Annotated in this window: 19 protein-coding genes; 8 read left to right on the top strand and 11 right to left on the bottom strand. The window is 74.0% G+C overall.

Going from position 1 to position 18,559, the window contains the following annotated elements:
* Window positions 1-20: 20 nt before the first annotated feature.
* From ACF1BN_RS24790 to sigE, 4 genes are all read right to left on the bottom strand, one after another.
* A complete protein-coding gene (locus tag ACF1BN_RS24790; protein ID WP_392333790.1) occupies window positions 21-476 on the bottom strand; it encodes a sec-independent translocase in 456 nt (151 codons plus the stop codon).
* Window positions 477-591: 115 nt separating this feature from the next.
* A complete protein-coding gene (locus ACF1BN_RS24785) occupies window positions 592-2,466 on the bottom strand; it encodes a S1C family serine protease (protein WP_392333789.1) in 1,875 nt (624 codons plus the stop codon).
* A 75-nt stretch (window positions 2,467-2,541) separates the two neighbouring features.
* The gene (locus ACF1BN_RS24780; RefSeq protein ID WP_392333788.1) at window positions 2,542-3,399 is read right to left on the bottom strand and encodes an anti-sigma factor family protein; all 858 of its coding nucleotides are present in this window, start codon (window positions 3,397-3,399) and stop codon (window positions 2,542-2,544) included.
* Window positions 3,396-4,154 carry an RNA polymerase sigma factor SigE gene (gene sigE / locus ACF1BN_RS24775; protein ID WP_360313431.1) on the bottom strand — a complete coding sequence of 253 codons (759 nt, stop codon included), beginning with the start codon at window positions 4,152-4,154 and terminating at the stop codon, window positions 3,396-3,398. The genes ACF1BN_RS24780 and sigE overlap by 4 nt, the downstream gene beginning before the upstream one ends.
* A gap of 142 nt (window positions 4,155-4,296) precedes the next feature.
* On the opposite strand from sigE, the gene ACF1BN_RS24770 reads away from it, so the two are divergent.
* On the top strand, window positions 4,297-4,962 hold the full coding sequence (locus ACF1BN_RS24770; protein ID WP_392333787.1) for an O-methyltransferase: 666 nt from the start codon (window positions 4,297-4,299) through the stop codon (window positions 4,960-4,962).
* Window positions 4,963-5,229: 267 nt separating this feature from the next.
* On the opposite strand, the gene ACF1BN_RS24765 is transcribed toward ACF1BN_RS24770, so the two are convergent.
* A complete protein-coding gene (locus ACF1BN_RS24765; protein WP_009997451.1) occupies window positions 5,230-5,397 on the bottom strand; it encodes a DUF3117 domain-containing protein in 168 nt (55 codons plus the stop codon).
* A gap of 312 nt (window positions 5,398-5,709) precedes the next feature.
* Between ACF1BN_RS24765 and ACF1BN_RS24760 the strand changes: the two genes are divergently transcribed.
* Window positions 5,710-6,513 (top strand): enoyl-CoA hydratase/isomerase family protein, encoded by an 804-nt coding sequence (locus ACF1BN_RS24760; RefSeq protein WP_392333786.1) that lies wholly within the window; start codon window positions 5,710-5,712, stop codon window positions 6,511-6,513.
* Between the two features lie 4 nt (window positions 6,514-6,517).
* Here ACF1BN_RS24760 and ACF1BN_RS24755 read toward each other — a convergent pair whose 3' ends face one another.
* Together ACF1BN_RS24755 and ACF1BN_RS24750 are read right to left on the bottom strand one after the other, a co-directional pair.
* On the bottom strand, window positions 6,518-7,102 hold the full coding sequence (locus ACF1BN_RS24755; RefSeq protein WP_392333785.1) for a DNA-3-methyladenine glycosylase I: 585 nt from the start codon (window positions 7,100-7,102) through the stop codon (window positions 6,518-6,520).
* Entirely contained in the window at window positions 7,099-7,425 is a 327-nt protein-coding gene (locus ACF1BN_RS24750; protein WP_392333784.1) for a DivIVA domain-containing protein, read from the bottom strand. Before ACF1BN_RS24750 ends, ACF1BN_RS24755 begins: the two co-directional genes overlap by 4 nt.
* A gap of 120 nt (window positions 7,426-7,545) precedes the next feature.
* On the opposite strand from ACF1BN_RS24750, the gene folP reads away from it, so the two are divergent.
* Together folP and ACF1BN_RS24740 are read left to right on the top strand one after the other, a co-directional pair.
* Window positions 7,546-8,406 (top strand): dihydropteroate synthase, encoded by an 861-nt coding sequence (gene folP, locus ACF1BN_RS24745; protein WP_392333783.1) that lies wholly within the window; start codon window positions 7,546-7,548, stop codon window positions 8,404-8,406.
* 230 nt (window positions 8,407-8,636) lie between these two features.
* Window positions 8,637-10,928 (top strand): M9 family metallopeptidase, encoded by a 2,292-nt coding sequence (locus tag ACF1BN_RS24740; RefSeq protein WP_392333782.1) that lies wholly within the window; start codon window positions 8,637-8,639, stop codon window positions 10,926-10,928.
* 47 nt (window positions 10,929-10,975) lie between these two features.
* Here the strand turns inward: ACF1BN_RS24740 and ACF1BN_RS24735 are convergent, their stop codons facing one another.
* Window positions 10,976-11,725, bottom strand: coding sequence for a TIGR00730 family Rossman fold protein (locus tag ACF1BN_RS24735; RefSeq protein ID WP_392333781.1), 750 nt, complete (start codon window positions 11,723-11,725; stop codon window positions 10,976-10,978).
* 75 nt (window positions 11,726-11,800) lie between these two features.
* Window positions 11,801-12,916, bottom strand: coding sequence for a succinyl-diaminopimelate desuccinylase (dapE, locus tag ACF1BN_RS24730; RefSeq protein ID WP_392333780.1), 1,116 nt, complete (start codon window positions 12,914-12,916; stop codon window positions 11,801-11,803).
* A gap of 29 nt (window positions 12,917-12,945) precedes the next feature.
* Between dapE and ACF1BN_RS24725 the strand changes: the two genes are divergently transcribed.
* On the top strand, window positions 12,946-13,851 hold the full coding sequence (locus ACF1BN_RS24725) for a hypothetical protein (protein WP_392333779.1): 906 nt from the start codon (window positions 12,946-12,948) through the stop codon (window positions 13,849-13,851).
* Between the two features lie 448 nt (window positions 13,852-14,299).
* Window positions 14,300-14,740 carry an ATP-binding protein gene (locus ACF1BN_RS24720; RefSeq protein ID WP_389169759.1) on the top strand — a complete coding sequence of 147 codons (441 nt, stop codon included), beginning with the start codon at window positions 14,300-14,302 and terminating at the stop codon, window positions 14,738-14,740.
* A gap of 76 nt (window positions 14,741-14,816) precedes the next feature.
* Here ACF1BN_RS24720 and ACF1BN_RS24715 read toward each other — a convergent pair whose 3' ends face one another.
* Window positions 14,817-15,911: a bifunctional succinyldiaminopimelate transaminase/glutamate-prephenate aminotransferase gene (locus ACF1BN_RS24715; RefSeq protein WP_392333778.1), complete on the bottom strand. Its 1,095-nt coding sequence runs from the start codon at window positions 15,909-15,911 to the stop codon at window positions 14,817-14,819.
* Window positions 15,912-16,003: 92 nt separating this feature from the next.
* Window positions 16,004-16,324, bottom strand: a complete 321-nt coding sequence (fdxA, locus tag ACF1BN_RS24710; protein ID WP_015035968.1) for a ferredoxin — start codon at window positions 16,322-16,324, stop codon at window positions 16,004-16,006.
* Between the two features lie 112 nt (window positions 16,325-16,436).
* Between fdxA and ACF1BN_RS24705 the strand changes: the two genes are divergently transcribed.
* Both ACF1BN_RS24705 and ACF1BN_RS24700 read left to right on the top strand, forming a co-directional pair.
* Complete coding sequence (locus ACF1BN_RS24705; protein ID WP_392333777.1) at window positions 16,437-17,441, top strand: GNAT family N-acetyltransferase; 1,005 nt, start codon at window positions 16,437-16,439, stop codon at window positions 17,439-17,441.
* A gap of 22 nt (window positions 17,442-17,463) precedes the next feature.
* Window positions 17,464-18,303 carry a tetratricopeptide repeat protein gene (locus tag ACF1BN_RS24700; protein ID WP_392333914.1) on the top strand — a complete coding sequence of 280 codons (840 nt, stop codon included), beginning with the start codon at window positions 17,464-17,466 and terminating at the stop codon, window positions 18,301-18,303.
* Window positions 18,304-18,559: the final 256 nt, after the last annotated feature.

Genomic DNA, 18,559 nt, shown 5'->3' with positions numbered 1-18,559 from the left:
CCGCTCGGTGACCGCCCGTGTCAGGTCGCGTCGGAGTCGTACGGCGGCCGCTCGGGCGTGTCGGGCTTGTCCTGCTTCTTCAGCAGGTCGGGCGCGGAGCCGTTGACCGTCGCGGGGGCGGCCGCGGAGGCCGCGGCGGGGGCGCTCTCGCGGCTGTTCACGGCGTCGGCGACCTCGTTCATCTCCTTGCGGAGGTCGAAGGTGGAGCGCAGTTCCTTGAGCTCGCCGAGGTCCTCGTTGCCGTCGAGCTGCTTGCGGATGAAGGTCTTCGGGTTGAGGTCCTCGAACTCGAAGTCCTTGAAGTCCGGGCCCAGCTCCGTGCGGATGTCCTGCTTGGCGCTGTCGGAGAACTCGCGGACCTTCCGGATGAAGCGCGAGACGTCCTGGACGACCTTGGGCAGCTTGTCCGGGCCGAAAATGAGCACGGCGAGCACGATGAGCGTCACCAGCTCGAGTGCGCCTATGTCGCTGAACACCTAGTAGCTCCTTCACGCCGGACCATGGCGGCCCGCACCACGGTACCCGCCCGGACTGCCGGACGGGTACCTTGCGATGTCCGCCACATGTACCTCGGGTGCCGCCCGTGCGGGCTCAGCCGCCCTGCGCCGCGCCGAGGGTGACGGTCCTGGTCAGTTCCTTGCCGCCGCGGGTCAGGGTGAGGGCGAGTTCGTCGCCGGGCCGGTGGGCGCGGATCTTCACGATCAGCTCCTCGCCGTTGTGCACCCGCTGGCCGTCGACCTTGGTGATGACGTCGCCGGGACGCAGGCCGGCCTTGGCGGCGGGTCCTCCGGGGGTGACGGAGGGGGTGCCGTCCTTGCCCTTGTCGCCGACGCGGGCGCCGTCGCCGTTGAACTGCATGTCGAGGCTGACGCCGATGACCGGGTGGGTGGCCTTGCCGGTGTTGATGAGCTCCTCGGCGACCCGCTTGCCCTGGTTGATCGGGATGGCGAAGCCGAGGCCGATGGAGCCGGCCTGGGCGCCGCTGCCGCCGTCCCCGTCGCCGGAGCCGCCGGCGGCGCGGATGGCGCTGTTGATGCCGATGACGCGCCCCTTGCCGTCGAGGAGGGGGCCGCCGGAGTTGCCGGGGTTGATGGGCGCGTCGGTCTGGAGGGCGTCGACGTAGGAGATGTCGCTGCCGTCGCCCTTCTCGCCGCCGGCGGTGATCGGGCGCTCCTTGGCGCTGATGATGCCGGAGGTGACCGTGTTGGAGAGGTCGAAGGGGGCGCCGATGGCGACGACGGGGTCGCCGACGCGGACGTCCTCGGAGTTGCCGAGCGGGAGCGGCCTGAGACCGGTGACGCCGGTGACCTGGACGACGGCGAGGTCGTAGCCGGCGTCCTTGCCGATGAGCTTGGCGGAGGCGGTCTCGCCGCTGGAGAAGGTGACGGTGATGTCGCCGGAGGAGGCGGCGGCGTCGACGACGTGGTTGTTGGTGAGGATGTGGCCGCGGTTGTCGAGGACGAAGCCGGTGCCGGTGCCGGCCGAGCCGCCGCCGCTGACGTGCAGGGTGACGACGCCGGGCAGGGCGGCGGCGGCGATCCCGGCGACGCTGTCGGGCGCGCGGTCGGTGGTCCCGGCCCCGGACTGCGGGAGTTCGACGGTGGTGAGGCCGCCGTTGCGCTCGACGTAGGCGCCGACGCCGCCGCCGATGACACCGGTGAGCAGGGCGAAGGCGAGGGCGCCGACGAGGGCGAGACCGCGCCGGGACTTCTTCCGGGCGGGCGGGGGTACGGCTCCGGCTCCGGCGCCCCAGGGGTCGTACTGGCCCCAGGCGGGCGTCTGCGGCGGCACGGGGCCCTGCGGCGGTACGGCGGCCCCGTGCGGGGGCACGGCGCCGTGCGGGGGCAGGGCGGCCTGCGGGGGTACGGCGGGCTGCGGGGCCGGGAGGGGCGCGGTGGGGTGCTGCACGGGCGGCGCCGGCGCCCACGGGCCGGGCTCGCCGTAGGGCGGGGTGCGGTACTCGTCGGGCTCGTGGAGCGGCTGCGGCGAGGCGGCCGGGGCGGACTGCTCCGACGCGGCGGCCGGGGCGGACGGCTCAGGCGCGGCGGCCGGGGCGGACGGCTCGGGGGCGGACTGCTGCGGCGCGGCGGGCGGTTCGGACGCGGGCGGCACGGCGGTGGCCGGCTCGGACGCGGCCGTCGCGGCGGCGGGCGGCCCGGAGGCGCTCACCGCGGCGGCGGGCGCGGGCTCCGGAAGCTCGCGCGCGGCCTCGGCGGTGACGGCCGGGGCGGGCTCCGGCACGGGGGCGGGAGCGGGCTCCGGCGCTCGGGCCGGGGCGGGGTCCTTCGTCATGTCGACCTTGGGGGCGGCGGCCGGCCCGGCGGCCGGCTCCGGCTCGGCGGGCTCGGCCGGGCCAGGGGCCTGGAGGGCGAAGTCGTCCTCCTCCGCCGGGGGCGGCGTGGGTATCCGCGCCGCCTCCGGGGGCGTCGAAGGCCGGCTCCACCAGTTCGGCTTCCCGTCGTCCATGCTCTCCCCGCAACCGCTGACCCGTGAGCGTCCCTGTGTCGGGCGCTCTGACCGAGGATTCAACCAGGTCGGAGGTCAGCGGTGGGAGCCCGGCGGGGTGACGGGCGGGCTGGGGGCCGGGCTGGGCACCGGTCCGAAGGCCGGCTGGAGCGCGTGGGGCGTGGTGCGTATGAAGGGCGAGAGGGCGAAGAGGGGCTGGGCCTGCGCGACCCGGAGCCGTACCGCCGCGGCCGGTCCCGCCCGGTCCACGCCCGGGACGGCTCCCGAGGTGACCGTGCCGCCCGGGACGGGCGGGGCGCTGCCGATCGCCTGGGCGCCGCCGGCGGAACCCTCGGAGCGGTCCGCCCGGCCGGCCGCCGCGCCGGAGGCGGAGCCGGGCCCTGCGGAGGCGCCCGCGCGCATCGGGGTGACGGCGGTGCCCGTGCCCTGGCCGCCGCGGGCGGTGGTGTTCAGGGAGCTCTCGACGGGCAGGGTGCCGCCGAGGGCGATGGCCGCGAAGGAGACGGCGCCGGCGGCGGCGACCGCGAAGCGCCGGCCGCGGCCGGACGGGGGGAGGGAGTGGACCCGGAAGCCGGTGCCGGTGTCGGGGGTGCGGGGCACGGCGGGGGGCGCGGTGGCGAAGCCGTCGCTCTTCACGCCGCCGGCTTCGAGGAGCTGCTCCAGCGGGGAGCGCCCGGAGTCCCCGGGGCCGCCGGGAAGGCCCTGGAGGCGGGCGAGGAAGCCCTCGGAGGGCTGGGGGGCTCCGCTGGAGGCGAAGACGCTCTTCAGGGCGCGCTGCGCGTCGGCCTCGGCCTTGCAGCGTGCGCAGGTGGCGAGGTGGGCGAGGACCCGCTCGCGCGCGTCGTGGCCGAGCTCGCCGTCGACGAGCGCGGCGAGCCGGTCCCCGAGGTGGTGCTCCGCGGGGCTCGGGGACGGAGGACGGGTGCCGCTCACGCTGTCCCGGCCTCCCATCCGACGGTGGCCAGGGCGCGCTCCGCCCGGGCCTCGGGCGACCGGTGCTTGAGCGCCTTGCGCAGGTGGGAGCGGCCGCGGTGGATGCGGCTGCGGACGGTGCCGAGCTTCACGCCGAGGGTCGCGGCGATCTCCTCGTACGACAGCCCCTCGATGTCGCAGAGGACGACGGCGGCGCGGAACTCGGGCGCCAGGGTGTCGAGGGCCTGCTGGACGTCGGCGTCGAAGTGGGTGTCGTTGAACACCTGCTGCGGGGAGGGCTCACGGCTGGGGAGCCGCTCGGCGGCGTCGTCGGCGAGCGCGTCGAAGCGGATGCGCTGCTTCCGGCGGACCATGTCGAGGAAGAGGTTGGTGGTGATGCGGTGCAGCCAGCCCTCGAAGGTGCCGGGGGTGTACGTCGACAGCGAGCGGAAGACGCGGACGAAGACCTCCTGGGTGAGGTCCTCGGCGTCGTGCTGGTTGCCGGTGAGGCGGTAGGCCAGGCGGTAGACGCGACCACTGTGCGTGCTGACGATCTCCTCCCAGGTGGGCGGAGTCCACGCCTGCGATTCCGCATCCGATGCGAAGGTCGCGGTGGTGGGTGCGGTGGCGGTGGTGTGGAGCTTGTCAGCGGTGTCGGTCACGGATTTCGGCTCACCCGCCGACCTGAGGAGGCGCCTGAACGCCCCTCTCCGATCCACAGGCGCAGCCGCACCTCCCCTATCGGCTCTGGTGGTGTCCAGTGGAGCCCCTACCATAGCCACCTCGCCCGTTAGCTCCGGATAAGAATCTTTACGAGCATTTGAATCGGCGTCGTCCGCCGCTCCTCGTGCCCGTCCCTCTCCTGGTGAACGCCCGGTCCCATCTGCGGGTTCCCGCTGACAGCGGATACAGTCACCGTTGCGCCAACTAAGGGGACAGGAGAGGGCCATTACCGCCAACCGGCAGACGAACTGGGCGTTCGCCGACGCCTTTGTCGCCGAGGACGAAGCGTTGCGCCGGGCCCGGGAGCGGGCCCGCGAGGCAGGGCTGCCCTCGGTGTCGCCGGGCACGGGTGCGGCGCTGCGTCTGCTGGCCGCTTCGGCGGACGCCAAGGCGGTGGCCGAGATCGGTACGGGCACGGGCGTGTCGGGGATCTACCTGCTGCTCGGGATGCGGCCGGACGGCACCCTCACCACCGTGGACGTGCAGCCGGAGCACCAGCAGTTCGCGAAGGCGGCGTTCCGCGAGGCGGGCTTCGCGGGCAACCGGGCGCGGTTCATCCCCGGTCGGGCGCTGGACGTGCTGCCGCGGCTCGCGGACGGCGGGTACGACCTCGTCTTCTGCGACGGCGACCGCGGGGAGTACCCGGACTATCTCGCTGAATCGTTGCGCCTGCTCCGACCTGGGGGTCTGGTCTGCTTCGAGGGCGTCTTCGCGGACGGCCGCACGGTCGACTCGGGTGCCCAGCCGGCCGAGGTGCAGCGGGTCCGCGAGCTGCTGCGCACGGTCCGCGAGAGCTCCCAGCTGCTGCCGACCCTGCTGCCGGTGGGCGACGGCCTCCTGTGCGCGGTCCGGCGGGGCTGACCGTCCCCGACCCGGGTCCAGCGGGCTGAACCCGTGGCCCGGCCCGGCGACGGGTCCAGTCCGTCCCGAGGCCGGAGGCCGACCCCGTCCCGGCAACCGCACCCGCACCCGCACCCGCACCCGGCGGAGCCGATCCCGAGCCCGGAAGCCGAGCCCCCGGCCGGTGCGGCCGGGCGCGGCGCGGGCCCTCCCGCACGGCCCCGGACACACCGCTGCCCCGGTACGGCCGGGGCCGTACCGGGGCAGCGGTGCAGGAATGCGGGAGGGTCAGCCGACGACCTTCTTCAGGGCGTCACCGAGAGCCTCGGCCTCGTCCGGGGTCAGCTCGACCACGAGCCGACCGCCGCCTTCGAGCGGAACGCGCATGACGATGCCCCGCCCCTCCTTGGTCACCTCGAGCGGGCCGTCGCCCGTCCGCGGCTTCATGGCCGCCATGCTCGTTCCCCTTCCTGAAACCAGCTCATCTGCAGCCGGGCAGCTCCGTGCACCGGAGCACGCGTCGCCGGCTTCGAACACATTGCTTCCAGGTCATTATCCCGCATCGCAGGACCCGATGACCAACATCGATCCGCATCGCTTCCGCAACGCGCTCTCGCAAAACCCCATATTTCGGCGTCGGGCCTGCGATACTTCGCCGCCGCGGGTCGCTCCGCGGGCCCCGATTCTTTGACGCAGCTCACATGGGCGGTACGGGTGATCTCCGTCATGCTGGGCGGATCAGCCGATGCACGAGACGAAGGGGTCCCGATGGCCGACACGGTCCTGTACGAAGTGAGCGACGGGCTCGCCACCATCACGCTCAACCGCCCGGAGGCCATGAACGCGCTGAACGTGGCCGCGAAGGTGGCGCTGCGGGACGCGGCCGAGGCGGCGGCGGCCGACCCGGCGGTCCGGGCGGTGCTGCTCACGGCGGCGGGCGACCGGGCGTTCTGTGTGGGGCAGGACCTGAAGGAGCACGTCGGTCTGCTCCTCCAGGACCAGGAGTCGGGCAGCCGCGCCACGATGAACACGGTCCGGGACCACTACAACCCGATCGTCCGCGCGCTCACCGGCATGCGGAAGCCCGTGATCGCCGCGGTGAACGGCGTCGCCGCGGGCGCCGGCTTCGGCTTCGCGCTCGCCGCGGACTACCGGATCGTCGCCGACACGGCGACCTTCAACACCTCGTTCGCGGGCGTGGCGCTGACCGCCGACTCGGGCATGTCGTGGACGCTGCCGCGGCTGATCGGCCCGAGCCGCGCCTCGGACCTGCTGCTGTTCCCCCGCTCGATCGGCGCCCAGGAGGCGTACGAGCTGGGCATCGTGAACAAGCTGGTCCCGGCCGCCGAGCTGGCCGAGGAGGCGCGGAGGCTGGCCCGCCGGCTCGCCGAGGGTCCGACGGTCGCCTACGCGGCCCTGAAGGAGTCCGTGGCCTACGGCGCAGACCACTCCCTCGACGAGGCGCTGGACAAGGAGGACGAGCTCCAGACGCTGGCCGGCGCCTCCGAGGACCACACCATCGCGGTCCGCGCCTTCCTGGCGAAGGAGAAGCCGAAGTACCTGGGGAAGTAGCCCCCTACCGGCCGCCGCCCCGGGCCGCGCAGTCCTCCAGGTGGTCGTCGACCAGGCCGCACGCCTGCATCAGGGCGTAGGCCGTGGTCGGGCCGACGAAGCGGACGCCCCGCTTCTTCAGGGCCTTGGCCAGGGCCGTCGACTCGTCGGTGACGGCGGGGACGTCGGCGAGGGTGCGCGGCGCCGGGCGGGCGGGGTCGGGGGCGTGGGACCAGATCAGGGTGTCCAGTTCGCCCGGGTCCCAGCCGGCGAGCAGCTTCGCGTTGGCGAGGGTCGCGTCGATCTTGGCGCGGTTGCGGATGATCCCCTCGTCGGCGAGGAGCCGCTCGCGGTCGGTGTCCCCGAAGCCGGCGACGGCCTCGATGCGGAAGTCCGCGAAGGCGCTGCGGAAGCCCTCGCGGCGGCGCAGGATCGTGATCCAGGACAGGCCGGACTGGAACGCCTCCAGGCAGAGCCGCTCGAAGAGGGCGTCGTCGCCGCGGACCGGGCGGCCCCACTCCTCGTCGTGGTACGCGATGTAGTCCTCGGCCGACAGGCCCCAGGGGCAGCGCGGCAGCCCGTCGGGGCCGGGGATCGCCCCGCCGGTCATCGCTCGTCGCCCTCCGCCGTGTCGCGGGACGGCGCGCCCGCGAGGGCCGCCTCCAGCTCGGCGATCCGCGCGTCGCGCTCGGCGAGCTCGGCGGCGAGCCGGTCCAGGACGTCGTCGACGTCCTCCATCCGGTAGCCGCGGGCGGCGACCGGGAGGCGCAGCGCCTCGACGTCCCCGCGGTCCAGGGGGCGGCTCAGCGGCAGCGGGTCCACCAGCTGCTCGGGGGCCGCGTCGGGCAGCACCTCGCTGTCGCCGCCGCCGACCACGGCGAGGGTCACGGCCGCGACGACCACGACCATCGTGATGAGCAGAAACCAGAACACCAGCGCGCCTCTCCCGGAATGGAAAACGTCCCGTGCCGATCGTGCCATGCGCCGCCGACGGTTAGGGTCACAGACGGCGTGGTGGACACCGCCGAAGGGTCGCGAGGGAGGACATAAGGGATGCTGCGCTTGGGACGGCGTGAGTTCGGGCCGCACGAGCCGGTGATCATGGCGATCGTGAACCGGACCCCGGACTCCTTCTACGACCAGGGCGCGACGTTCCTCGACGAGCCGGCGCTGACCCGCGTCGAGCGGGCCGTGGCCGAGGGCGCGGCGATCATCGACATCGGCGGGGTGAAGGCGGGTCCCGGCGAGGAGGTCACCGCGGAGGAGGAGGCCCGTCGCACGGTGGGCTTCGTCGCGGAGGTCCGGCGCCGCCACCCCGACGTGGTGATCAGCGTGGACACCTGGCGGGCGGACGTCGGCGAGGCGGTCTGCGAGGCCGGCGCGGACGTGCTCAACGACGCGTGGGGCGGGGTGGACCCGCGGCTCGCGGAGGTCGCGGCGCGGTACGGGGCGGGGCTGGTCTGCACCCACGCGGGCGGCGCGGAGCCGCGTACCCGGCCGCACCGGGTGGAGTACGAGGACGTGATGGCCGACATCCTGCGGGTGACGGTGGGGCTGGCCGAGCGGGCGGTCTCGCTGGGCGTGCGGCGGGACGGGATCATGATCGACCCGGGCCACGACTTCGGGAAGAACACCCGGCACAGCCTGGAGGCGACCCGTCGCCTCGGCGAGATGGCGGAGACCGGCTGGCCGGTGCTGGTGTCGCTCTCCAACAAGGACTTCGTCGGGGAGACCCTGGACCGTCCGGTGAAGGAGCGCGTGCTCGGGACGCTGGCGACGACCGCCGTGTCGGCGTGGCTCGGCGCCCAGGTGTACCGGGTCCACGAGGTCGCGGAGACCCGCCAGGTGCTCGACATGGTGGCGACGATCGCGGGCCACCGCGAGCCGTCGGTGACCAGGCGCGGCCTGGCCTAGCCGGGGCTTTCCACGACACCGCCCCCGGTCCCGTCGCGCACGGGACCGGGGGCGGTGTCGTGCGTGCGGGGCCGCGGGGGACGGGGCGCGACGGGTTCTGTCACGCCCCTTCCCGTCGCCATGTGACGTGTGAAATTGTACGTCCGCTCCGCAACGCCTTGACGGAGCGCCGTCAATCACTCCCCCACGTGTCCGGCCGTCACGCGGCCGAGCAAGGCCAGGAGGCCCAGGTGACATCCGCCCGAATATCGGGACTGCCGTACCGCGTACGGCTTCTGACCGCCGCGCTGGCGTCCTGTCTGGCGCTCGGGGTCCTCGCCCCGGCCGGCCAGGCAGCCGCCGCCCCCTCCCCCTCCCCCGCCGCCCCCGCTCCCATCGGCGCCGCCCCGCAGCCCGCGAGCCTCCCCGCCCCCGAGACCCTGGAGGCCGACCGCGCCGCCGGACGGGTGCCGGTCTCCGAGCGGCCGCCGATCCTCACCGCCCCGGACCCGGCCGCCGCGAAGCCCTCCGCCGCGCGGACCGCGACCGCCGCCGCCTGCGACACCGCCGCCTTCACGACCCGCACCGGCAGCGCCCTGGTCGAGCTGGTCAAGGCGTCCGAACCGGGCTGTGTGAACGAGCTGTTCGGCCTCACCGGCAGCGCCGCCAGGGGCGCCTTCCGCGAGGCGCAGATGGTGACCGTCGCCGACGCGCTGCGCGCGAACTCCGCCGCGTACCCCGGTGACAACAGCACCTCGACCTTCCAGCTGGTGCTGTTCCTGCGCGCCGGCTACTACGTCCAGTGGTACAACTCCGGGGACGTCGGCACCTACGGGCCGGCCCTCACCACCGCGATCCGGGGCGCCCTCGACGGGTACTTCGGCCACCCGCGCTCGCGCGACGTCACCGCCGCCAACGCCGGCATCCTCGGCGAGTCGGTCACCCTCGTCGACAGCGCCCAGGAGAACGTCCGCTACCTGCCGGTCGTCAAGCGGCTCCTCACCGACTACGACGCCGCCCGGTACAACGCCGTCGCCGGCATGCCCGCCGCCGTCAACAACGTCCACACCGTGCTCTTCCGGGGCCACCAGACCGCCGGCTTCCTCGCCGCCGTCCAGGCCGACCCGAGCATCCTCGACACGCTCGCCGCCTTCGCCGCCCGCAACAAGGCGCTCCTCGGCGGCACCCACGGCTACCTGCCGTACAACAGCGCCCGCGAGCTCGGCCGCTTCCTCCAGTACCCGGGGCTGCGGAGCACGCTCCAGCCGCTCGTCCGCGGGCTCGTCGACCAGAGCGCCCCGAGCGGGAGCACCGCCCACCTCTTCGCCGCGCTCGCCGAGATGGTCGACGCCTACGACCCGGCCCGCGCCGCCGAGTACGGCACCGCCGACGCCGCCGCCCGGCTGCGCGCCGGCATCCTCGTCACCAGCCACACGTGCAGCCCGTCCGTCCGGATCCTCGCCCAGCAGGTGACCGCGGCGAACCTGGCCGCCACCTGCGACAGCCTGCTCAGGCAGGACGCCTTCTTCCACGCCGTCGCCCGCGACCCCGGCCCGGTCGCCGACGACCACAACACCACCCTGGAGGTCGTCGTCTTCGACACGCGCCAGGACTACCAGGTGTTCGCCGCCGCGATCTACGGCATCGACACCGACAACGGCGGCATGTACCTGGAGGGCGACCCGTCCGTGCCGGGCAACCTGCCCCGCTTCCTCGCCTACGAGGACACCCGCGCGCAGCCCGACTTCCAGGTGTGGAACCTGAACCACGAGTACACGCACTACCTGGACGGCCGCCACAACATGCACGGCGACTTCACCGCCGGCGTCTCCACCCCCACCATCTGGTGGATCGAGGGCTTCGCCGAGTACGTCTCGTACTCCTACCGGAAGCTGCCGTACGACGCCGCGACCGCCGCCGCCGGCCTGCACACGTACAAGCTGAGCACCCTCTTCGACACCACCTACGAGAACTCCGACACCGAGCGCACCTACCGCTGGGGCTACCTGGCCGTGCGCTACATGCTGGAGAAGCGCCGCTCCGACGTGGACGCCGTGCTCGCCGCGTACCGGACCGGCGACTGGACCCGCGCCCGCACCCTGCTGAAGACCACCATCGGCACCCGCTACGACGCCGACTTCGACGCCTGGCTGACCGCCTGCGCCGCCGGCGCCTGCGCCACCGTCCCGGATCCCGGTCCTGGCCCGTCCCTGCCCGAGTGCGCCGGCACGGACACCCGCAGACTCGACCGGGACTGCGCCCGGAGCGGTGTCTCCGCGACCACCGGCAACTACGCCTACCACTACCTGTACGTGCCCGCCGGCACCCCGCGGCTGACGATCACCACGACCGGCGCGAACGGCGACGCCGACCTGTACTACAACGCCTCCGCCTGGGCCACCACGAGCGCCTGGACGAGCCGGTCCGCCCGGACCGGCAGCGCCGAGACGCTGACCGTGGAGAACCCGCCCGCCGGGTACGTCTACATCAGCCTGCACGCCCGGCAGGGCTTCACCGGAGCGAGCGTCTCCGTCCGGTACTGACCCGGGGCCGCCCCGCCCCCGAGGGGGTGGGGCGGCCGTCGGGACTCCTACCGGCCGACCTCCTTGGTGACGAGCGCGACCGCCTCCTCCACGTCGTCCGTGACGTGGAAGAGGAGCAGGTCGCGCTCGGACGCCTTGCCGCCCGCGACGACCGTGTCCTTCAGCCAGTCGACGAGCCCCTTCCAGTACGCGCTGCCGAACAGCACGATCGGGAAGCGGGTCACCTTGCGGGTCTGCACCAGCGTCAGCGCCTCGAAGAGCTCGTCGAGCGTGCCGAGGCCGCCGGGCAGGACGACGAAGCCCTGCGCGTACTTCACGAACATCGTCTTGCGGACGAAGAAGTACCGGAAGTTCACGCCGATGTCGACGTGCGGGTTGAGCCCCTGCTCGAAGGGGAGCTCGATGCCGAGGCCCACCGAGACGCCCTGCGCCTCCCGGGCCCCCTTGTTGGCCGCCTCCATGGCGCCCGGCCCGCCGCCCGTGATCACCGCGAAGCCCGCCTCGACGAGCGCCCGGCCGAGCCGCACCCCCGCCTCGTACTCGGGCGAGTCCGGCTTCGTCCTGGCCGAGCCGAAGACGCTGATGGCGCTCGGCAGTTCGGCGAGCGCGCCGAAGCCCTCGACGAACTCGGACTGGATCCGCATGACCCGCCAGGGGTCGGTGTGCACCCACTCCGAGTCGCCCTCGGTGTCGAGCAGCCGCTGGTCCGTGGTGCCCGGCTGGACCTGGTCCCTCCGCCTCAGCACCGGTCCGAGGCGCTGCTCCTCCGGCTTCGCCATTCCCTCGGGAATGCCCATGGCCTGCTCCCTCCGCCGATCCACGATCTTTGCTGTTGGGTCAGCGTAGGACCAGAGAGGTGACGAAACGCGAAATTACGGGAGACGGGCGGTCAGCCAGTCGTGGAGCCGTGCCTCGCAGTGGTGGATCCGGTCCACGTGGACGTGCTCGTCCCGCTTGTGCGCGTAGATCGGGTCGCCGGGGCCGTAATTGACCGCGGGCACGCCGAGCGCGCTGAAACGGGAGACGTCGGTCCAGCCGAACTTGGGCATCGCGGTGCCGCCCACGGCCTTCATGAACGCCTCGGCCGCCGGGTGGGAGAGGCCGGGCAGCGCGCCGGGGCTCTCGTCGTCCACCACGAACTCGGCGATGTCGCAGTCCGCGAAGACCTCGCGGACGTGCGCGAGCGCCTCGGCGGGCGAGCGGTCGGGGGCGTACCGGTAGTTGACCGTCACCGAGCAGGCGTCCGGGATGACGTTGGTGGCGACCCCGCCCTGGATCGCGACCGCGTTGAGGCCCTCGTGGTACTCCAGGCCGTCGATGACCGGCTTGCGCGGCTCGTACGCGGCGAGGCGGGCCAGGATCGGCGCGGCCGAGTGGATGGCGTTGGAGCCCATCCAGGAACGGGCGGAGTGGGCGCGCTCGCCGGCCGTGTGCAGGATGACCCGCAGCGTGCCCTGGCAGCCGCCCTCGACCTGCCCGTCGGAGGGCTCCAGGAGGACGGCGAAGTCGCCCTCCAGCCACTCCGGGTGGGCGGCGGCGATCTTCCCGAGGCCGTTGAGGTCGGCGGCGACCTCCTCGTTGTCGTAGAAGACGAAGGTGAGGTCGCGGTTGGGCTCGGGGACGGTCGCGGCGATCCTGAGCTGGACGGCGACGCCGGACTTCATGTCGGAGGTGCCGCAGCCCCAGAGGACGCCGTCGGCGTCGAGCCGGGACGGCACGTTGTCGGCGATCGGCACGGTGTCGATGTGGCCGGCGAGGACGACCCGCTCGGCGCGGCCGAGGTCGGTCCGCGCCACGACGTTGTTGCCGTGGCGGTCGACGCGCAGGTGCGGCAGGGTGCGCAGGGCGTTCTCGATCGCGTCGGCGAGCGGCTTCTCGGTCCCGCTGACGGAGGCGAAGTCGACGAGGTCGGCGGTGAGCTCGGCCCCGTCCCGGGTGAGGTCGAGCGGGGTCTCCTGAGCAGTCTCCTGCGGGGTGATGTCAGCCATATGCCGACCCTAACCCGGCCTCCAGTACGGTGGGCCCCGTGTCCGACTCCCCCCGCCCCGCCCGCCGCGGCCGACTCGCCCGTTCGGCCGCCGCTCTCGCCGTCCTGTGCGGCCTCGCGTCGTACATCGCCGTGCACCAGGTGACCGGGAGCAAGGGGGCGCCCAGGTGCGCTCTGGGCAGCGGGGAGGGGCGGTACGAGTTCACCCCCGAGCAGGCGTCGAACGCGGCGACGATCGCGGCGGTCGGCACCTCGCGGGGGCTGCCGGAGCGGGCGGTGACGATCGCGCTGGCGACCGCGCTCCAGGAGTCGGCGCTGCGGAACATCGAGCACGGCGACCGGGACTCGCTCGGCCTCTTCCAGCAGCGGCCCTCCATGGGCTGGGGCACGCCGGAGGAGATCATGGACCCGGTCTACTCGGCGACGAAGTTCTACGAGGGCCTGGAGAAGGTCCCCGGCTACTCGCGGATGCCGCTGACGGTGGCGGCGCAGAAGGTCCAGAAGAGCGGCTTCCCGCAGGCGTACGCCAAGCACGAGCCGGACGCGACGCTGCTGTCGGCGGCCCTGACCGGGCGGTCCCCCGCGGCGCTCTCCTGCACGGCCGACCCCGAGGAGGGCCGGCCGGGGGACCCCTCCTCCGTCCGTACGGAGCTGGTCCGGGCCTTCGGCGAGTCCGCGGCGCCCACCTCCGTCTCCGGCGGCGCCGGCGCGGGGCGCTCCGCGGCGGAACCGGCCGTCCTCGTCGTCCCCGTCGCCGGCGGCACGGAGCGGCGCGGCTGGGAGCTGGCGCAGTGGGCGGTGGCGCGCGCGGAGTCCCTGCGGGTCGCGGAGGTCTCGTACGGCGGCAGGGTCTGGCGCGCGGACGACTCCGGGGGCGGCTGGGACACCACGACGTCCCCCCGTACCCCCACGGTCCGCCTCCGCCTCGCCCGCTGAGCGGCCGCGCCTCCCGGGGGCCGGTCCCCGCACGGGCGGTCGCCCGTCCCGCCGATCCCGGCCGGCCCGCGGGGCGGTGCCCGTCCGACGGCCCGTGCGGGCACGCGTTCCGCCGGGGCGATCGACCGCGACGGAACGACGGCTGCCGCCGGGACGGAACCGGGATGGACTCGTGTGCGAGGGGTCGCTCGGGGTGGGGATCCGGGGGGACTCTGCGCGAGGGGTGGGGTACGGGGGGCGCGGGAGGCCCGGGAGGCTTGGGGTGTCTGGGGAGAGACGGTTCGGCGGAGCGCACGCCGCGGCCACGTTCGTCCGCTTTCCTCCCCACCTGACAATACGACCCATGACCCAGCCTTTACCTTCGACGCCCGCAACCTCCCCCGCCCCCGGCTCGGTTGTGCAGCCCGCAAAGCCGAACACCCCACCGTCTCTCCGTCGAAGGAGCACCATGTCCCTCCCCCTGACCCGCCGGATCGCCCGCGCCGCCCTGATCGTCGCGGCCGGCGCAGCCCCCGTGGTCGGTGCGGCCGGCTCCGCGAGCGCGCTGGACCACAGCCTCGCCCCGACCGGCGCCCTCGGCGGCCTGACCGCCCTCGACGCGGCGGACGCGGGTTCGGCCGTCGACGGTGCCGCGCAGACCACGACCGGCGTCGCCGGCGCCGCCGGCGGCCAGGCGGTCGGCTCGGCCGTCCCGGCGGCCGGCAAGGCCGTGGGCTCGGCGGGCAGGACGGCCACCCCGGCCGCCCAGAAGATCGCGGGCGAGACCGCCGGCAGCGCGGGCCAGGCGCTGGGCGAGACGGCCGGCGCCGCCGCCGGCAGCGCCCCCGCGGGCGGCGCGCTGGGCGGCGCCCCGGCCGGCCAGATGCTGGGCGGCCTGCCCATCGGCTGAGCCGCCGGCAGGTACGCGGAAGGGCCCGGGTCGCACACGCGCCCGGGCCCTTCCGCGTACCGCCGGCCGGAAGCCGTCAGCCGAGGCGCTTGACCGCCGCCTCGACCCGCTCGTCCGTCGCCGTGAAGGCCACGCGGACGAAGCGCGCGCCCGCCTCGCCGTAGAAGTCGCCCGGGGCCACCAGGACGCCCTTGTCGGCCAGGTACGCGACCGTGTCCCAGCAGGGCTCGTCGCGGGTCGCCCACAGGTAGAGGCTGGCCTCGGAGTGCTCGATGCGGAAGCCGTGGGCCTCCAGGGCGGTCTTCAGGGCGGCGCGGCGGGCCGCGTACCGCCCGCGCTGCTCGGCGACGTGCGCGTCGTCGCCGAGGGCGGCCACGGTGGCGGCCTGCACGGGCGCCGCGGTCATCATGCCGCCGTGCTTGCGGATCTGGAGCAGCTCACCGAGGACGGCCGCGTCGCCCGCGATGAACGCCGCCCGGTATCCCGCGAGGTTGGAGCGCTTGGAGAGGGAGTGGACGGCGACGATCCCCTCGTACGAGCCGCCGGAGACGTCCGGGTGCAGGACCGACACCGGGTCGGCCTCCCAGCCCAGTTCGAGGTAGCACTCGTCGGAGAGGACGAGGACGCCGTGCTCGCGGGCCCAGGCCACGATCCGGGTCAGCTCCTCCGGCGGGAGGACCTTGCCGGTCGGGTTGGACGGGGAGTTGAGCCAGAGCAGCTTCAGGCCCGCCGGGTCGAGCTCGGTCGGGTCGTCATAGACGACGGGCTCCGCGCCGCAGAGCCGCGCGCCGACCTCGTACGTCGGGTAGGCGAGCCGGGGGTGGGCGACGCGGTCGCCGGGGCCGAGGCCGAGCTGGGTCGGCAGCCAGGCGACGAGCTCCTTGGAGCCGACCACCGGCAGCACGTTCCCGTGGGCGAGGCCGACCGCGCCGAGGCGCCGCTCGCACCAGCCGGTGAGCGCGTCGCGCAGTGCGGGCGTGCCCCACACCGTGGGATAGCCGGGCGAGTCCGCCGCGGCCACGAGGGCCTCCTGGATCAGCGCGGGGACCGGGTCGACCGGCGTGCCGACCGACAGGTCCACGATCCCGTCCGGGTGGGACAGGGCCGTCTTCTTGTACGGCTCCAGCTTGTCCCAGGGGAAGACGGGCAGGCGCGAAGAGACAGCGCTCACGGGTTGGCTCACTTCCTCAGTACGTACGCGATACGCGTCGGTCCCGTACGGCGGCGGAGCCGTACGGGACCGAGAGCGGGTGCAACGAAAGATCAGCCGTTCTGCGGCGGCAGGGCGGCGATGAAGGGGTGGTCACGCTCGATCTCGCCGAGCTTGGAGGCACCACCGGGCGAACCCAGCTCGTCGAAGAACTCGACGTTCGCCTTGTAGTAGTCCTTCCACTCCTCCGGGGTGTCGTCCTCGTAGAAGATCGCCTCGACCGGGCAGACCGGCTCGCAGGCTCCACAGTCGACGCACTCGTCCGGGTGGATGTAGAGAGATCGCTTGCCCTCGTAGATGCAGTCGACGGGGCACTCCTCGATGCAAGCCTTGTCCTTGACGTCGACACAAGGCTGCGCGATGACGTAGGTCACGCTGTCGTTCCTCCTCGGTAGGGCTGGTCTGCGCGGGAGCGCGGTGTCGTCGATGCCCGCACCTAGTATCTCCGTTCTTGGGGGCGATCCGAACAAGAGGGGCGGAGAAGCTGTGGAAATCACCGGCGGAGGGCTGCTTGAGGTCCGTGTCACCAGCGCTGACGTGGGAAAACGTGTCTCCGTTCGGTACGTGACGGACTCCGCGGAGGCGGGCGGGCGATTCACCGACGCGGTCGGTGTGCTCACATCCTGGGACGGCGGTGTGCTCACGATCACACGAAAGAGCGGCGAGACCGTCCGGATCCCGGAACTCCGCCTGGTCGCGGGCAAGATCGTGCCCCCCGCCCCCGCCCGCAGGCGCGGCCCCGCCGCCACGTTCCCCGAGCTCTCCCGGGCCGCCGCGCGCGCGTGGCAGCCGATCGAGAGCGAACAGCTCGGCGAGTGGACGCTGAGGGCGGCCGACGGCTTCACCCGGCGGGCCAACTCGGTGCTTCCCTCGGGCGATCCCGGGCTCCCCGTCACCGAGGCCCTGGAGGTCGTACGGGAGTGGTACGCGGACCGGAAGCTGCCCGCGTACGTCCAGACCGCCACCGGCGCCGAGGGGACCCAGGAACTCCTCTGCGCCGAGCTGGAGCGGCTCGGCTGGCACCGCGAGGTCACCGCGGAGCTGCGGACCGCCGCCCTCGCCCCGATCGCCGACCGGGAGCCGGGCCCGGTGGAGGTCGTCCTCTCCCGGACGCCCGACGAGCCGTGGCTGCGCCGCTACCAGCGCTTCACCGGGGGCGAGCCGGAGGTGTGGCGGCAGGTGCTCACCTCCGGCCCGAGTGTGTGGTTCGCGTCCGTGGCGGGCACGGGAGAGGTGCCGGCGGCCATCGGCCGCTGCGTCGTCGACGGACGCTGGGCCGGGTTCATGGCGGTGGAGGTCGACCCGGAGCAGCGCCGCCGGGGCCTCGCCACCGCCGTCATGGCCGTGCTCGCGCGGCAGGCCCTCGACGAGGGCGCGTCGGCGGCCTGGCTCCAGGTCGAGAGCGACAACGCCGGTGCGCGGGCGCTGTACGAGGGAATGGACTTCGCGGTGCACCACCACTACCACCACTACCGGCAGTCGGAGGCGTGAGCGCGGCGTGAGCGCGGACCCCCTGAACCCGCCGTCCGGCCCGCCGCCCGACCGGCGGCGGGAGTTCGCGGAGGAGGCCCGGGCCGAACGGCCCGACCTCGCCCGGCTCTGTCTGCTGATCTGCGCCGTGGCGGACCCGACGGTCACCGAGCACGACCTCGTCGAGGCGGACGTCGAACTCGACCGGCTCGCCGGCCTCGTCCCGTACGCCACCCGGCGCACCGGCGCCTGGAAGGCGGCGCTGGGAGAGCTCCTCGGCGGCCGGGAGGGCTTCGAGGGGGTCCCCGCCGACTACCAGCGCCTGGAGTCCTCCCTCCTGCACGAGGTGCTGCGGCGGCGCCGGGGCCTGCCGATCCTGCTGTCCGTGGTGTGGATGGAGGTGGCCCGGCGGGCGGGGGCGCCGGTGTACGGGCTCGGGCTGCCCGGCCACTTCGTGGTCGGCTTCGGCGACCCGGCCGAGCTCGACCTCGCCGACCCCTTCGCGGGCGGGCGGCCCATGACCGCGGAGGACGCCGAGCTGCTGGTGGCGAGCGCGACCGGAGAGGCCCTGGACCGCTCCATGCTGCGGCCCGCCGAGCCCGGCGCCGTCGTGCTCCGGATCCTCGGCAACATCCGGGCCTGGGCGGCCCCCCGGCCCGAGCGCTCCGACGTGGCCCTGTGGGCGGTGGAGCTGGCGCTGCTGCTCCCCTCGCACCCGGCCCGCCTCCGCTACGAGCGGGCGGAACTCCTCGTCCAGCGCGGCGACTTCCTCACCGGCGCGGCGGAGATGGAGGCGTACGCGCAGATCATGGACGCGGTCGACCCGGACGCCGCCGCCGCGATCCGCCACAAGGCCCAGGCGGCCCGCGCGCGGCTCAACTAGAGCCTGTCCGACAATTGGCGTCGGATCAGGCCGGGTCGTCCGGTGCGTGCGATCGGCGTGCGGCCGGGGCGCCCTCGTAGTGGAGCTACTTGGGCGTTCCGGCCGTGCGGCGAGCGTGCGTGCCGGACGACCCGGACCCGGCGGGAATTGTCGGACAGGCTCTAGTGACCTGAGTCAGAGATTCGTCGGCAGTAGGCGGCGACTTTGTCGAGGATCTCGTCGGCTGTCTTGGTCCAGACGAAGGGTCTGGGGTGTT

The organism is Streptomyces sp. NPDC014861, assembly GCF_043081625.1.
Taxonomy (GTDB): domain Bacteria; phylum Actinomycetota; class Actinomycetes; order Streptomycetales; family Streptomycetaceae; genus Streptomyces.
The sequence above is the reverse complement of the archived record's forward strand: the minus strand, read 5'-3'. Positions and strand labels throughout refer to the sequence as shown.

What these genes read in the sequence shown, in the direction of transcription:
- ACF1BN_RS24785 (WP_392333789.1), bottom strand. Translation starts at nt 2,466, where the DNA reads ATGGACGACGGGAAGCCGAACTGGTGGAGCCGGCCTTCGACGCCCCCG.
- sigE (WP_360313431.1), bottom strand. Translation starts at nt 4,154, where the DNA reads ATGGTAGGGGCTCCACTGGACACCACCAGAGCCGATAGGGGAGGTGCG.
- ACF1BN_RS24765 (WP_009997451.1), bottom strand. Translation starts at nt 5,397, where the DNA reads ATGGCGGCCATGAAGCCGCGGACGGGCGACGGCCCGCTCGAGGTGACC.
- ACF1BN_RS24760 (WP_392333786.1), top strand. Translation starts at nt 5,710, where the DNA reads ATGGCCGACACGGTCCTGTACGAAGTGAGCGACGGGCTCGCCACCATC.
- ACF1BN_RS24755 (WP_392333785.1), bottom strand. Translation starts at nt 7,102, where the DNA reads ATGACCGGCGGGGCGATCCCCGGCCCCGACGGGCTGCCGCGCTGCCCC.
- folP (WP_392333783.1), top strand. Translation starts at nt 7,546, where the DNA reads ATGCTGCGCTTGGGACGGCGTGAGTTCGGGCCGCACGAGCCGGTGATC.
- ACF1BN_RS24735 (WP_392333781.1), bottom strand. Translation starts at nt 11,725, where the DNA reads ATGGGCATTCCCGAGGGAATGGCGAAGCCGGAGGAGCAGCGCCTCGGA.
- dapE (WP_392333780.1), bottom strand. Translation starts at nt 12,916, where the DNA reads ATGGCTGACATCACCCCGCAGGAGACTGCTCAGGAGACCCCGCTCGAC.
- ACF1BN_RS24720 (WP_389169759.1), top strand. Translation starts at nt 14,300, where the DNA reads ATGTCCCTCCCCCTGACCCGCCGGATCGCCCGCGCCGCCCTGATCGTC.